Here is a 13,988-nt window from a genome sequence, read left to right as displayed (position 1 = left end):
CGGCGCATTCGCGGCTTGTAAAGCTGTTTTCAACCTGCCTGAGCCGTGATGGTGGTCACGGACAGCCAGGGCGTTTTCCGCTAAGCTGGCGCTCACGCATCCGGATTGCAGCTTATGGACAGCAATACCGGGGGGACCATGCGCGACGCCGTTCAGGGGAGCGGCGATCGCATCTTCGATGACCGCTTCGAGGATCAATCCAGCGCCGGCCTGGATTTTGCCCGCCGCGTTCTCGAGCGCGCTACCTATGGCGCGCGACCCGAAGACATCGATCATTTTCTCTCGCTGGGCTCCAACGACCAGGCGCGCCTGAACGCCTGGCTGGACGAGCAGCTCGCCTGGCAATCCTTGGACGACAGCGATCTCGATCAGCGCCTGGCGGCCGCTGGCTATCAGACCCTGGATAAATCGACTGCTGAGCTGTGGGCCGATCATGTCCGGGGTAGTGACGATCGGCATCTTCCAGTGGCCGAGACCGAGGCCGCGCGCATCATGCGCGCCGTTTACTCGCGCCGGCAGCTCTACGAGGTGATGACCGAGTTCTGGCACGATCACTTCAGCATCGCCGGCCGGGAGTTCAGTATTGCCCCGGTATTCGCGCAATACGACCGCGATGTCATCCGGCCGCATGCCCTGGGCAGTTTCCGCGAGATGCTCGAGGCAGTGGCGCGCTCGCCGGCCATGCTGATCTACCTGGACAACAAGGACAACCGCGCCGGCGGCTACAACGAAAACTGGGCGCGCGAGCTCATGGAGCTGCACACCCTGGGTTCCGACGCCTATTATCCCGGCGCCGCGCACGGCCAGATCCCGAAAGGTGACGACGAGCTGGCGATCGGCTACAGCGACGCGGATGTCTACGACGTGGCGCGCTGCTTTACCGGCTGGACCATTCGCAACGGCCACTGGGGCATGCCGGACAATCCCCAATACGACACCGGCGAGTTCGTCTTCTACGACAACTGGCACGAGTACGGCAGCAAGTACGTTCTCGGCGACTGGATCGACCCGCTCGGGCAGATGGAAGCCGTGCTGGCCATGAGCTACATGTGCATGCACCGCCAGACGGCCAAGCACCTGTGCACGAAACTTTGCCGACGCTTGATCGACGACGATCCGCCGCCGTCCCTGGTGGAGTCGGCCGCGGCCGTCTGGCACGAGCACTGGCAGGCCGACGACCAGATCGCCCGGGTCGTACGCCATATCCTCAGCTCCGATTTTTTCGTCAACGGCGGTGGCGTCAAGACGCGCCGGCCCTTCGAGCTGATGTGCGCGGCTTTCCGCAAGACCGCAGCCGAGATCGAGCCGCAGCCGACCGGGGGCTGGAGCCCTTACGGTGACCTGCTCTACCGCTTTCGCCAGACCGGGCACGGCTGTTTCCGCTGGCCCTCGCCGGATGGCTACCCCGACACCGCCGATCGCTGGACCTCGGCTTCGGTCATGGGCCAGACCTGGCGCCTGCTCAGCCGCATGCCCGAGCTCGACGATGACAATGACCAGTTTCTGCTGCGCATTCACGAGCAGACCCTGGCCGGACTGCCCGCGTTATCGCAGCGCAGTGCGCAGGGCCTGGTCGATTTCTGGCTGGAACGCCTGATCGGGCGACCCGTGGCGTCGTCGCGTCGGGCCGAGCTGATCGATTTCCTGCGCCAGAATGCCGCTGCCAGCGCGCCGCTGGATATCACCAGCGATCTGCCCGATGGCCGCTGGAACACAGGCGACCTGAGCGAGCATTACACGCCTGCGCGGCTGCGCGCCACCGTGGCCCTGATCATTATGCTGCCGGAGTTCTACCAGCGATGAAACGCCGCGCTTTTCTTCAAGGCTGTTGTGCCGCTGCGCTTGCCGGCGCGGTGCCGCTGAGCACCTTCTGGCGCCCGGCTGTCGCTGGGCAGGGCAGCAGTGACGTGATCGTCTACGTCTTCTTGCGCGGCGGCATGGACGGCCTGCACCTGGTCGTGCCTTACGCTGGCGCCGAACGTAGTCACTACGAGATGCTGCGCTCGAACATGGCCATTCCCGAGTCGGGGCTGCGCCAGATCACGGACAATTGGGCGCTGCACCCGCGCGCCGGCGGCGGACCCGGCGACAGCATCGGCAGCACGCCGAAGTGGCTGCACCGGCTCTGGAACAGCGACAGGCTGGCCATTGTCCAGGGCGCGGGCATGCCCACCCACCTGTCGCGCAGTCATTTCGACGCCCAGGCCTGGATGGACCTGGGCACGCCCGGCAACAAGAGCACGGCCGATGGCTGGCTGACGCGCTACCTGGCCGCCGCCGACGGTCTGCCGGCCGCGGATATCGCGCCCGTTTTCGGTTTCTCCGACACCCGCCCGATGTCGCTGATGGGCTCGACTGCCGCGCTGACCGTGGCCTCGCCCGAGTCGTTCCGGGTCGACGGCTTTCACTGGTCCTGGAACGAGAACAACCCGGACCTGGCTGGTCATCAGGCCGCCCATCGCCGGCTCGATGCCTTGTGGAGCGCCGGCGGCAACAGCCCCCTGTTACAGGCCGGGCGCGATACCGCCGAGGCGCTCGAGCAGATGCGCGCGATGAACTTCGAGGCCTACCAGCCCGACGGCGGAGCGCAGTATCCTGACGGCACGCTTGGCGACCAGCTTCGCAGCCTGGCGCAGCTGATCAAGCAGAACATGGGCATTGTCGCCGCCACCGTCGACTATGGCGGCTGGGACACGCACGCTGGCCAGGGCATGCCTGATCCCGGCAACCCGGATCACTACGACTACTACGGCATTCGCGTCGAGGAGCTTTCGCGGTCGCTCGACGCCTTCTACACCGATCTGGCCTCGTCATCGCAGGGCAATCTGATGAACCGCGTCAACGTGGTCGTGCTCAGCGAGTTCGGCCGCAAGATCCGGCCCAACGCCGCCAGCGGCACCGATCACGGCCACGGCAACGTCATGCTGGCGCTGGGCGGTCGCGTCAACGGTGGCATGCACGGCAGTTTTCCGGGGCTGGATGCCGGCTCGCTGTTCGAAGGCCAGGATCTTGCCACGACCACCGACTATCGGCAGGTGCTGGCCGAGGCACTGGTGCGGCGCATGGGATTGCCGCCCGATCATCTTGACGCCGTTTTTCCGGGTATCGGGGGTTATTCGCCGCCGGGCGTTTTTGTACCCTGAGTGGTCTTTCCGCGGCGTGCCTGCAGGATTTGATGCACGCACCGGCTGAGTTGGTATGCTGATCTGCAGCTAAGACAGAGGTGATTGTGCATGGACAAGAAAACGCTGCTGGTCTTCGGCGCGACAGGCACCCAGGGCTATCCCGTGGTCGAGGCGGCGATCAACGCCGGCTGGGCGGTGCGTGCGGCGACCCGTGATCTGGATCAGGCACAGGAAATGCTGCCCGGAAGCGTCGACAAGGTGCACGCCGACCTGCTCGACAAAGACGATGTTCAGGCCGCAGCCGATGGGGTTGACGCCGTGTTTTTTCACCTGCCGGTGATGCCCGATCTGCCGGAGGCCGAGCGGATCGTTGACCATGTGCTTGCTGCCGCAGCCGATCGAAAGCTTGGGCGGGTGGTGTTTACCACCAGCGGCTATTGCGGTGACGACATGCCGCCGGGGCCCTTCGTTGACGGTCTGCGCCGGCTCTCCGAGCGGATTGTCTCGGCCGATGTGCCGGCGGTGGTTCTGCGCCCGACGCTCTATCTGGGTAACCTGGTGTGGCCACACGTGACCCGCGAGATTCGCGAGTACGGTCGCCTGATCTATCCGCCGCTGGATATCGATCAGCGTCTGAACTGGACTGCGACCGAAGATCAGGGGCGGATCGCAGTGGCTTGTCTGGACGCCGATGTGGTCGGCGAGGTGATTGACGTGGCCAGTCCCGAGGCGGTGTCCGCTCCCGAGCTCTGTCGCCTGCTGGTCGATGTCTACGGTCGCGAAGTGCATTATGCGCCGCTGAGTATCGACGCTTTTGCCGAGTCGATGAGCCACTATACCGGCAGCGCACATGCCGGCGAGCTTCTCGCCGGGCTGTATGCGGGCTATGCCAGTCTCGACGACGGGCCCCGGGTGGATACGGCGGCGCTGGAGCAGCGCCTGAATGTCAAGCTGACGCCCGTCAGCACCTGGGTGCGCGACCGCCTGGGTTACCTGCTTTCGCTCTACGGCTGACCGTCGTCGAGAAAGGCTTCGTAGTCCGGCAGTTCGTCGTCGCCGTCGCCGATGGCGTGGCGGCGGCGCTGCAGCCAGCCATCGCGCATGAAGGTATAAGGGTCGTAGGCGCTTCTGAGGTCTTCGTCGAGCGGCAGCAGAGCGTGGCGCAGCTGGAGCACGTTGAGCCCGATCAGGCCATAGCTGGACTCTTTCAACGTCCAGCGCCAGACGAAATCGGTATAGATGTCGGATCCGCGGCCCAGGCCATCGCGCAGGGTCGACGGCCCGAGAAACGGCAGCATGATGAAACGGCTGTCTTCCCAGCCCCAGACCGCCATGGTCTGACCGAAGTCTTCGTCGAAGCTCTCGATGCCGCTGTCGGTAGCCGGATCAAACAGGCCGGCCAGCCCCACGGTGGTGTTGACCAGAAAGCGCATGAACTCGGTACCGGCATCGGCCGGGCGGCCCTGCAGCAGCAGGTTGATCTGGTCAACCGGAGAGCGGATGTTGGCGAAAAAATTGCGAATGCCGCGCTGCGCCGGCGCCGGCGTGATCTTGCCGTAGCCGACCGCCAGCGGACGCACGATTGCCTGGTCTACTGCCGAGTTGAACTTGAAGACCTCGCGGTTGTAGTGCTCCCAGGGGTCCTGGGGATGGCGCTCGTCCGGTGGCGCCGGCGTGGTCGCGCAGCCGGCCAGCAAGATGACGGCCGCGGCGGCCAGCAGCAGTGAGCGGGTCATTCCTGCGCTCCGGAGTCGGTATTTCCGGCCGCCTGCTCCCACCCCAGCAGCGGGGCAACCCCGGTCAGGCGGGCAATGACCTTCAGTGCCCGCGGCGGGGTGTCAAAATGCAGATCGGCACCGGCCTGCCGGGCCTGCGCTTGCCACTCCAGAAGCAGGGCCAGCGCGCTGGAGTCGGCGCTTTCGACCTTCTCCAGATTGATGCGCGAAGACAGTGGTAGCTGCTTGAAGCGGTCGCGGTAGTGCCGCTCCAGCGCGGGCACTTCCCGGGCGGTCATTTGCCCTTCCAACCACAGTGTCTCGCCGCTGTCAGTCATCGATCTCCACCTCGTACTGCCCGCTTTGCAGGCGCTCGAGCATGTCGTCAAAGCTGGTCTCGCGAATCTCCTGATCGATCTGCGAGCGGAAGGTGGCCACGTAGGAAATGCCTTCGACGATAACGTCGAACACCTGCCAGCCTTCGTCGGTCTTGCGCATGACGTAATCCACCGGTGCTTTCTGGCTGCTGTCGAGCTGCACCCGGGTGCGCACCCGGGTCTGGCGCTCGGTGTTCTTGCCGGCCAGCGGCAGGATTTCGACACGCTCGTGGAGGTCGTAGTCGAGCAGGGCGGTGGCGTAGCGGTCGAGCAGCTGCGTGGCCAATGCGTCGGCAAACGCCTTGATCTGCTCTTGATCCCGGCCGCGGGCGTTGCGGCCCAGTACCAGGCGTGCCGAGTAGACTTCGTCGATGATCGGCAGCAGTGCCATCTTGACGTCGCGTTTGAGCTCTTCGGGGTCATCCCGGTAGTGCTGCCGGTTGTCCTGGATCAGTTCCGACAGATGTGCGGTGGTGTCGGCAATGACGGATGCCGGGTCGTCGGCTGCCTGAACCGCGCTGCCAGCAAGCAGAATCATGAGTCCCAGAATACGAATCACTGCTCTTCTCCTTCACCTTCGGTGTTGAACATGTAGCGGCTGATCAGCTGCTCGAGCACCATCGCCGAGCTGGTGATCAGAATGCTGTCGCCGTCTTGCAGCGCTTCGGGCGAACCCCCCGGCTCGAGGCCGATGTATTGATCCCCGAGAATGCCGCTGGTCAGGATCGAGGCCGAGGTGTCTTCGGGAAGCTGATCGTATTCGCTGCTGATGCGCATGGTTACTCGGGGTTCCAGGGTTTCCGGGTCGAGCACGATCGACTCGACCATGCCGATGGGCACCCCGCCCATGCTGACATTGGCGCGCGGCTTGAGGCCGCCGATGTTGGAGAATTCGGCGGTGACTTCGTAGTGCTCGCCCGACACCACGCCCCGGTCGGTAGCGTGCAGAGCAAGAAAGACGAGCGCGGCGATGGCCAGCAGCAGAAAAACGCCGGCGGTCAGTTCGATTTGTTGGGACGATCTCATGGTTTTCCCTTCAAAGCATGAATGCTGAAAGAACGAAGTCGAGCATCAGCACGACGATGGCGGTCGCGATCACGGTCTGGGTTGTTGCCAGGGCCACGCCTTCGCTGGTGGGGCGCGCCGACCAGCCGAACCAGACCGCCAGCCAGGCAGCCACGAAGCCGAAGCACACCGACTTGAGCATGCCGCCGCCGAAGTCGCGCATCAGCCCGACCGATGACTGCATGTTGGCCCAGAAGGTGGTTGGATCACTGCCCATCAGGTAGACGGCAAAGAAAATGCCGCCGACAATCGCGGTCAGGTTGAAGATCAGCACCAGCGCCGGCAGGGCAATCAGGCCGGCCAGCAGGCGCGGCTGCACGATGCGCTCCATCGGGTCGATGGCCATCAGGTCGAGCGCGTCAAGCTGCTCGGTGGCGCGCATCAGGCCGATTTCGGCGGTAATCGAGGTGCCCGCGCGCCCGGCAAACAGCAGGGCGGCCAGCACCGGGCCAAGCTCGCGAAACAAGGACAGGGCCAGCACCGTCGATACGGCATCGGCCGCGCCGAAGCGCGTCAGGGTGTCATAGGTTTGCAGCGTCAGCACCAGGCCGACGAAAAAGCCGCTGATGACGATGATGACCAGCGAGCGTACGCCGGCAAAATATACCTGGCGCAGGATCTCGCCCAGCTGGCGCGGGCCAAAGCGCATGCGCGAAATGGCCGTGAGCAGAAACAGGCCGGCTCGGCCAAGCTCGCGAACGGGGGCGGCCAGTACGGTATGTGATGGGCCGGCGCTCATCTCGTTTCCCCTTGCGTCAGCAGCTGCTCATCGAGCGTTGGGCCGGGATAGTGAAACGGCACCGGTCCGTCGGGCTGGCCCTGCATGAACTGGCGCACCAACGGGTTGTCGCTGGCGGCCAGCTCGTCGGGCGTGCCCGCAGCCACCAGACGACGGTCGGCGATGATGCAGGCGTGTTCGGCCAGCCGGGTCACCTCACGCACGTCGTGGGTGATGACGATGCTGGTGGTGCGCAGGGCCGCATTGATATCGCGGATCAAGCGCAGGGACACGCCGAGCGAGATCGGGTCGAGTCCGGCAAAAGGCTCGTCATAGATGACGGTCTGTGGGTCCAGCGCCATGGCGCGTGCGGTAGCGACGCGGCGCTTCATGCCGCCTGACAGCTCGGCCGGATAAAGATCGGCGGCGCCGCGCAGGCCCACCATCTCCAGTTTCATCAACACCACGCGGCGTATCAATGACGCGGGCAGGTCGGTGTGCTCGCGCAGAGGCAAGGCGACGTTGTCAAAGGCCGTCAGGTCGGTAAACAGGGCGCCGTTTTGCAGCAGCACACCGATGTTGCGACGGACACGGCCCAGCGCCTTGCTGCCAAGGCGATCGACCCGCGTCTGACCGATCCACACCTCGCCAGCATCGGGCTTGAGCTGGCCGGTGATCAGCCGCAGCACGGTGGTCTTGCCCGCCCCGCTTGGGCCCATCACGGCCGTGACCTGCCCAGCGGGCACGTCGAGGTCGAAATCCTCGAGAATCGCACGCCCGCCCAGACGAACAGTCACGCCCTTGAGCGAAATGGCTATATCGGAAGCTTGACTCATATTGATTAGGATTATCCCGGCCTGTCCGTGATCCGACCGCAAAGGCGGCCGCAAGTTTGGTTTGCGTGCCGCCCGATCTGCGCTCGCTGCCGGTCGTTGCCCGCTTGCAGCAGTTAAAGAATGTAACGGCTCAGGTCTTCGTTTCCTGCCAGATCCTTCAGCGAGCGATCGACGTACTCGGCATCGACAACCACCTTTTCACTGCTGTGGTCGGGTGCAGAATACGAGACTTCCTCGAGCAGACGCTCCATGATCGTGTGCAGCCGTCGCGCGCCGATGTTCTCGGTCGATTCATTGACCGCGAAGCTGATTTCGGCCAGGCGGGTGATGGCGTCGTCGGTGAACTCCAGATCGAGGCCCTCGGTGGCCATTAATGCAACGTACTGCTCGGTCAGGCAGGCGTCAGGTTCGGTCAGGATGCGCTTGAAGTCCTCGACCGACAGGGCCCGCAGCTCCACGCGAATGGGCAGGCGACCCTGCAGCTCGGGCACCAGGTCGGAAGGTCTGGCGACATGGAAAGCGCCCGAGGCAATGAACAGAATGTGGTTGGTGCTGACCGGTCCGTAGCGCGTGTTGACCGTGGTGCCTTCGACCAGCGGCAACAGGTCACGTTGCACGCCCTCGCGCGAAATCTCGCCCGAGCCGCCCCCTTCGGCGCGGCGGGCCACCTTGTCGATTTCGTCAAGAAAGACGATGCCGTGCTGCTCCGCGATCTTGAGACCCTGCTGCTTGACCTCTTCGTCGTTGATCATGTGCGCAGCTTCTTCCTCGACCAGCACCGGGATGGCGTCCTTGACCTTCATGCGGCGCTTTTGCTTGCGCTGCCCGGACATGTTGGAAAACATCTGCTGGAGCTGGTTGGTCATCTCTTCCATGCCCGGCGGCGCCATGATCTCCACGCCCATGTGCATGTCGAGATCGACCTCGATCTCGCGCTCGTTGAAGTCGCCGTCGAGGAGCTTTCGCATCATCTTGCGCCGGGTCTCGGTGGAGGTATCGGTTTCCTCCTCTGGCGCATTGGCAAAGCCCGAACTCTGCTGGCGCGGCAGCATGATGTCGAGCACGCGCTCGACTGCCGCGTCTTCGGCGCGCGAGCGCACCTTGTTCATCGCCTCGTCGCGCGCCAGCTTGTAGCCCGCTTCGGTGAGGTCGCGGATAATGGACTCGACATCCTTGCCGACATAGCCCACCTCAGTGAACTTGGTCGCCTCGACCTTGATGAAGGGCGCCCTGGCCATCTTGGCCAGGCGGCGTGCGATTTCGGTCTTGCCGACACCGGTCGGCCCGATCATCAGGATGTTCTTGGGCGTGATCTCCGGCTGCAGCTTCTCGTCGACCTGCATGCGTCGCCAGCGGTTTCTCAGGGCGATGGCCACAGCGCGCTTGGCATCGGCCTGGCCAATGATGTGGCGATCCAGTTCCTGGACGATTTCGCGGGGTGTCATCTGCGTCATGATCTACTCGGTTGAGTTGGTGTCGAGCGTCTCGACGGTGAAATGGTGGTTGGTATAGATGCAGACCTCACCGGCAATCGTCAAAGCCTCGCGGCAGATCGCCTCGGCGTCGAGCTCGGTGTGGCGCTGCAGGGCGCGGGCGGCAGACTGGGCAAAGGGGCCGCCCGATCCGATCGCGATCAGGCCCTCTTCGGGCTCGATCACGTCGCCGTTGCCCGAGATGATCAGCGAGGCCTCGTGATCGGCCACCGCGAGCAGCGCTTCGAGGCGCCGCAGCAGGCGATCGGTGCGCCAGTCCTTGGCCAGCTCCACGGCCGCGCGAGTGAGATGGCCGGAATGCATCTCCAGCTTGCTTTCAAAGCGTTCGAACAAGGTGAAGGCGTCTGCCGTGGCGCCGGCAAAACCGGCCAGAATCTGGCCCTTGTACAGTCTTCTGACCTTGCGCGCGTTGGATTTCATGATCGTGTTGCCGAGCGTGACCTGGCCGTCGCCGGCAATCACCACCTGGTCGCCGCGCCGCACCGAAACGATGGTCGTGCCGCGATATTGTTCCATTGTCGTGGGCTCGCTGCCGTTGGGTGAGGGAAGAACATGGGGGTCTTTACGGCATGGGGCAAGGCAGGGGTGCGTAGAACCGAATCTCGATGGTCGAGACCGGCGTAGCCGGGCGGCTTGGGTGGTTGCTTATTCGGACTTCTTCCTCGCTCTCGGATGGGTCTCGTCGTAGACCTTTGCCAGGTGTTGAAAGTCCAGATGAGTGTAGATCTGCGTTGTGGTCAGATTGGCGTGGCCCAACAGCTCCTGAACGGCCCTGAGGTCGCCGGAAGACTCGAGGATGTGGGAAGCGAAGCTGTGCCTGAGCTGGTGCGGATGAACGCTCTGGTCGAGCCCCTGGCGCTGCGACCAGTAGGCGACGCGTTTCTGGATGGCGCGCACGCCAAGGGGTCGGCCCTTGAGGCTGGTGAATATGCGTCGCTGGTCGATGCCGGCGGCTGCGGCGTGAATCTTTTGCCACTGCCCGAGGGCGCGTACGGCATGCCGGCCCACCGGTACGATACGCTCCTTCCGCCCCTTGCCGAGTACTCGAACCATGCCCTCGCCGAGGTCGAGCTGATCCCAGACCAGACCGGCCAGTTCGCTGACCCGCAGGCCGGAAGCATAGAACAACTCGAGCATGGCGCGGTCGCGGATGGCGAGCTCGTTCTCTTCGGGAATCTCGAGCAGAGCCTGAACCTGATCGACATCGAGCACTTCCGGGAGTTTGCGCCGGACCTTCGGTGCGCGCACATCCTGTGCCGGATCGCCCGCGATGATCCGTTCGCGTCTGAGGTAGCGGAAAAAACGCCGCAGCCCGGACAGTCGGCGCTGCACGCTGCGCGGCGACAGGCCACGACGGTGCTCGCTGGCGGCAAAGCTGCGGACATCCGGCTGGGAAAGCGCCTCGATGCGCTCGATGCCGTGTTCGCGGCACCAGGCCGCGAGACGATCAAGATCGCGACGATAGGCGTCGATGGTCGCCGCGCTGAGCCCGGCCTCGTCTGCGGCATGGGCAAGAAAGGCGGAAATGGCCGCCCCGATATCCACGGCTCAAGCGCGCTTGCGTTCGTCCCCGGCGTTCTGCTCGAGGCGATGGCGAATGGTGGTGCCCAGAAGCTCGAGGAACAGCGTGCCCATGTTGGGATGGAAACGCTCAGGCGACTCCGCCCCGATGGCCAGCAGGCCCAGCCCCGCAATCGGTACCAGCGCGGCCGAGCCGATGGCGTCATGGGCGTCCGGGAACAGGGTTTCGAGCTTGGCGCGGGTGAGGCGCCCGAACTCGATGCGCTCACTTTCCAGCAGCTGCTCGAACCACCCGGGTACGCCGCGCTCGTGCAAGGCGACCGCCTGGCACTCGGCGAGGTCCGGCTGTGGCGCAAGCAGGTGCAGGCGCACGCTGCGGGCGTCGAAATCATCAGCCAGTCGCCGCGTCAGGCGCTCGACGAACTCGCCGCTGGAGGCCGCTGTCATCACCTCCAGCGTCAGCTGGTGCAGTCGCTGCATGAGCCGCTCGTTCTCGCCAGCGATGTCGGCCAGGGTTTCGAGCTGAGCTTGCAGCTGGTGATTCTCCCGCCGCAGCCGTGCAACCTGTACCTCGATCAGGGAGCTGGCGCCGGTTTCATGCGGCAGCTCGAGTGTGTCGAGCAGCTCCGGATGGCGCGTGAAAAAGTCGGCATGAGCCGCCAGCCACTCGGCGACGCGGTGTTCGTTCAATTGGCCGGGATCGGACATGGGATGACTCCTGCAAACACTTCACGGGCGGGTCCGGCGGTGGTTACCGCCTGCCCCTCTCCGCTCCAATCTATCACAAGCGATCCGCCCGGCTGCAGGATTTCGACCGGGCTGTCGACCTGGCGCAGGCGCAGCAGAATGGCGGCCGCGGCGCCGGCGCCGCTGCCGCAGGCCAGGGTCGGCCCGGCGCCGCGCTCGAACACCTGCAGATGGACGCGCCGCCGCGACTCGACGACCGCCAGGCCGACGTTGGCGCCGTCGGCGAGCGCCGGGTCCTGGCCCAGAGCCCGACCGATGTGCTCGACGCGTTCGGCCGACGGCCGCTCGGGTTCGATGACCAGCAGATGCGGGTTGCCCATCGAGGCGCCGTGCACCGCCAGCGTTTCCGGGCCCACTGAAAAAGTGCGGGGAAAGCCGGCGCTGCCTGACAGCCCCACGGCTGCGGGTGAAAAATCCGGCACCGACAGCGTAGCGGCGATGTCATCGTCGCTGCGGTAGGCGATCGTGACCGTGCCGGCAGGCGTGCTCACCTCGACCTTGCCGGTCGTGCCGTCGGCCTGGTGGAGCCACAGCCCCAGCGCCCGCATGCCGTTGCCGCACTGCTCGGCGGTGCTGCCATCGGCGTTGCGGATCTCCACGCGGCAGTGATGCTCGGGATGTTCGGCGGCGTGCAGAACGAGCAGCTGATCGAATCCCACGCCGCGATGGCGGTCGGCCCACTGCCGCACCAGTTCATCGGGCACCGACAGCGACCGGCGCCGGGCGTCTATCAGCATGAAATCGTTGCCCAGCGCCTCGAGCTTGTGAAAGGCGAGCGCGTCTTTCGAGTCGGCGTTCATCGGCTCAGCCACCCGCGCCGGCAGGCTTCTTCTCGCCGTTGCGTGCGTCATCGTCTTGCGTGGTCGCGGGAGCCGTCGCAGCGTCCGCTGGGTCATCGGGCAGATAGAGATCGTCCTTGAGGCCGCAACCGCTGATCGACAGCGCGACCGTGCCCAACAGGACAACGACAAGGGCGGTTAAACTGGCACGCATGAATGACTCCAGTGACTTGCAACTTGAACGCCTGGTCCTCGAGACCGGCGAGGATCCGGAGCATGCCGTTATCTGGCTGCACGGCCTGGGTGCTGATGGGCATGACTTCGAGCCGATTGTACCGCAGCTCAACTGCGCTGCCCGCCGCCCGGTGCGCTTCATTTTCCCGCACGCCCCGCAAAGACCGGTGACCATCAATGGTGGCATGGCCATGCGCGCCTGGTACGACATTCTGGGCGTGGATATCGATCGCAACCAGGACATGGACGGCATTCGTGCGTCGCTGCGCCAGGTGGATGCCCTGGTCGACGAACAGGTTGCAGCGGGCATTCCATCCGGCAACCTGGTTCTGGCGGGGTTTTCCCAGGGCGGCGCGATTGCGTTGCGCTGCGGGCTGGCCCGGAACGAGCCTCTGGCCGGCGTGGTGGGGTTGTCGACCTACCTGCTCGGCGCCGAGCAGCTGACCGAATGGATGAGCGCGCAGGCACCATCGATGCCGGTTTTCATGGGGCACGGCAGCCAGGACCCGATTGTCCCCGTCGAGCTGGGCCAGGCCGGCGCCCGGCGGCTGGCCGCGGCCGGTCTCGAGGTCGCCTGGCAGACCTGGCCGATGCCGCATGCCGTGTGCGCCGAAGAGGTGCAAGCCATCGACCAGTGGCTGAGTGAGCGCCTGCAATGAGCGCGATGCGCGCCCTTGTCGTCGACGATGAACAGCCGGCGGCTGACCGCCTGGCGCGCCTGCTCGAAGCGCAGGCCGACGTTGCCGTCTGTGCGACCACCAATCGCGCCGACCAGGTGCTGGACCGATGCCACGAGCTGCTGCCCGACGTTGTGTTCCTGGACGTTGAAATGCCGGGCCTGAACGGTATCGAGGTGGCGCGCAGGCTGGGGCGGCTGGAGTCGCCGCCGGCCATCGTGTTCGTGACCGCCTTCGAGCAGTACGCCGTCGACGCCTTCGAGCTGGCGGCCGTCGACTATCTGGTCAAGCCGATTCGCCCTGAACGCCTGGCGCGTGCACTCGACCGGGCGCGCCACCGGCCGGTTGATCCGGCCGCCGTTGTGCGCACGCGGCTGGGAGACCGAGTGCTGACGATTCCCGTGGTCGACATCCGTGCCCTGGTGGCCGAAGACAAGTACACTGTCGTCCACTTCGACACGGGCGAGGCTCTGGTGGAAGACTCCCTGGTCAGCCTGGAGCGGCGTTACGCCCGCCAGTTCGTACGCATTCATCGCAAGGCCCTGGTAGCGCGTCGCTACCTGCGCGGTCTGTTTCGCGACGAGCAGGGGCAAGAACGCGTTGAACTCGACGGCAGCGACTGCTGCCCCCCCGTAAGCCGCCGCAATCTGGCCCAGGTTCGCCAGATTCTCGACGGCCGTGACATCACTGAGGCGTGAACG

At 65.1% G+C, this 13,988-nt stretch carries 17 protein-coding genes; 5 read left to right on the top strand and 12 right to left on the bottom strand.

Annotated elements, in window-relative coordinates:
* Positions 1–114: 114 nt before the first annotated feature.
* The 3 genes from ACEWQ0_RS01740 to ACEWQ0_RS01730 all read left to right on the top strand — a co-directional run bounded on the left by ACEWQ0_RS01740 (position 115) and on the right by ACEWQ0_RS01730 (position 4,139).
* Positions 115–1,803, top strand: coding sequence for a DUF1800 domain-containing protein (locus ACEWQ0_RS01740; RefSeq protein ID WP_476484308.1), 1,689 nt, complete (start codon positions 115–117; stop codon positions 1,801–1,803).
* Positions 1,800–3,143 carry a DUF1501 domain-containing protein gene (locus tag ACEWQ0_RS01735; RefSeq protein WP_476484307.1) on the top strand — a complete coding sequence of 448 codons (1,344 nt, stop codon included), beginning with the start codon at positions 1,800–1,802 and terminating at the stop codon, positions 3,141–3,143. Before ACEWQ0_RS01740 ends, ACEWQ0_RS01735 begins: the two co-directional genes overlap by 4 nt.
* Positions 3,144–3,233: 90 nt before the next feature.
* On the top strand, positions 3,234–4,139 hold the full coding sequence (locus tag ACEWQ0_RS01730) for an SDR family oxidoreductase (RefSeq protein WP_476481610.1): 906 nt from the start codon (positions 3,234–3,236) through the stop codon (positions 4,137–4,139).
* On the opposite strand, the gene ACEWQ0_RS01725 is transcribed toward ACEWQ0_RS01730, so the two are convergent.
* The 12 genes from ACEWQ0_RS01725 to lptM all read right to left on the bottom strand — a co-directional run bounded on the left by ACEWQ0_RS01725 (position 4,130) and on the right by lptM (position 12,590).
* Positions 4,130–4,861 carry an MlaA family lipoprotein gene (locus tag ACEWQ0_RS01725; RefSeq protein ID WP_476484306.1) on the bottom strand — a complete coding sequence of 244 codons (732 nt, stop codon included), beginning with the start codon at positions 4,859–4,861 and terminating at the stop codon, positions 4,130–4,132. The genes ACEWQ0_RS01730 and ACEWQ0_RS01725 overlap by 10 nt on opposite strands.
* Positions 4,858–5,178, bottom strand: a complete 321-nt coding sequence (locus ACEWQ0_RS01720; RefSeq protein WP_476484305.1) for an STAS domain-containing protein — start codon at positions 5,176–5,178, stop codon at positions 4,858–4,860. The genes ACEWQ0_RS01725 and ACEWQ0_RS01720 overlap by 4 nt, the downstream gene beginning before the upstream one ends.
* Complete coding sequence (locus tag ACEWQ0_RS01715; RefSeq protein WP_476481607.1) at positions 5,171–5,776, bottom strand: MlaC/ttg2D family ABC transporter substrate-binding protein; 606 nt, start codon at positions 5,774–5,776, stop codon at positions 5,171–5,173. Before ACEWQ0_RS01715 ends, ACEWQ0_RS01720 begins: the two co-directional genes overlap by 8 nt.
* On the bottom strand, positions 5,773–6,243 hold the full coding sequence (gene mlaD, locus ACEWQ0_RS01710; protein ID WP_476481606.1) for an outer membrane lipid asymmetry maintenance protein MlaD: 471 nt from the start codon (positions 6,241–6,243) through the stop codon (positions 5,773–5,775). The genes ACEWQ0_RS01715 and mlaD overlap by 4 nt, the downstream gene beginning before the upstream one ends.
* 10 nt (positions 6,244–6,253) lie before the next feature.
* A complete protein-coding gene (locus ACEWQ0_RS01705; RefSeq protein ID WP_476481605.1) occupies positions 6,254–7,021 on the bottom strand; it encodes an MlaE family lipid ABC transporter permease subunit in 768 nt (255 codons plus the stop codon).
* Complete coding sequence (locus tag ACEWQ0_RS01700; protein ID WP_476481604.1) at positions 7,018–7,836, bottom strand: ABC transporter ATP-binding protein; 819 nt, start codon at positions 7,834–7,836, stop codon at positions 7,018–7,020. The genes ACEWQ0_RS01705 and ACEWQ0_RS01700 overlap by 4 nt, the downstream gene beginning before the upstream one ends.
* 113 nt (positions 7,837–7,949) lie before the next feature.
* Complete coding sequence (gene hslU, locus ACEWQ0_RS01695; RefSeq protein WP_476481603.1) at positions 7,950–9,290, bottom strand: ATP-dependent protease ATPase subunit HslU; 1,341 nt, start codon at positions 9,288–9,290, stop codon at positions 7,950–7,952.
* A gap of 3 nt (positions 9,291–9,293) precedes the next feature.
* A complete protein-coding gene (gene hslV, locus ACEWQ0_RS01690; RefSeq protein ID WP_476481602.1) occupies positions 9,294–9,845 on the bottom strand; it encodes an ATP-dependent protease subunit HslV in 552 nt (183 codons plus the stop codon).
* A gap of 129 nt (positions 9,846–9,974) precedes the next feature.
* A complete protein-coding gene (gene xerC, locus ACEWQ0_RS01685; RefSeq protein WP_476481601.1) occupies positions 9,975–10,874 on the bottom strand; it encodes a tyrosine recombinase XerC in 900 nt (299 codons plus the stop codon).
* A gap of 3 nt (positions 10,875–10,877) precedes the next feature.
* Positions 10,878–11,558, bottom strand: coding sequence for a DUF484 family protein (locus ACEWQ0_RS01680; protein ID WP_476481600.1), 681 nt, complete (start codon positions 11,556–11,558; stop codon positions 10,878–10,880).
* Positions 11,537–12,397: a diaminopimelate epimerase gene (gene dapF / locus ACEWQ0_RS01675; RefSeq protein ID WP_476484304.1), complete on the bottom strand. Its 861-nt coding sequence runs from the start codon at positions 12,395–12,397 to the stop codon at positions 11,537–11,539. The genes ACEWQ0_RS01680 and dapF overlap by 22 nt, the downstream gene beginning before the upstream one ends.
* Positions 12,398–12,401: 4 nt before the next feature.
* Entirely contained in the window at positions 12,402–12,590 is a 189-nt protein-coding gene (gene lptM, locus ACEWQ0_RS01670) for an LPS translocon maturation chaperone LptM (RefSeq protein ID WP_476481598.1), read from the bottom strand.
* Here lptM and ACEWQ0_RS01665 point away from each other — a divergent pair.
* Both ACEWQ0_RS01665 and ACEWQ0_RS01660 read left to right on the top strand, forming a co-directional pair.
* On the top strand, positions 12,589–13,269 hold the full coding sequence (locus ACEWQ0_RS01665) for an alpha/beta hydrolase (protein WP_476484303.1): 681 nt from the start codon (positions 12,589–12,591) through the stop codon (positions 13,267–13,269). The two genes, lptM and ACEWQ0_RS01665, sit on opposite strands and share 2 nt — an antisense overlap.
* A complete protein-coding gene (locus ACEWQ0_RS01660; protein ID WP_476481596.1) occupies positions 13,266–13,985 on the top strand; it encodes a LytR/AlgR family response regulator transcription factor in 720 nt (239 codons plus the stop codon). The genes ACEWQ0_RS01665 and ACEWQ0_RS01660 overlap by 4 nt, the downstream gene beginning before the upstream one ends.
* Positions 13,986–13,988: the final 3 nt, after the last annotated feature.

Source organism: Wenzhouxiangella sp. YN9 (assembly GCF_056324165.1).
Note: the sequence above shows the minus strand (reverse complement) of the source record. Positions and strands in the feature narration are given on the sequence as shown.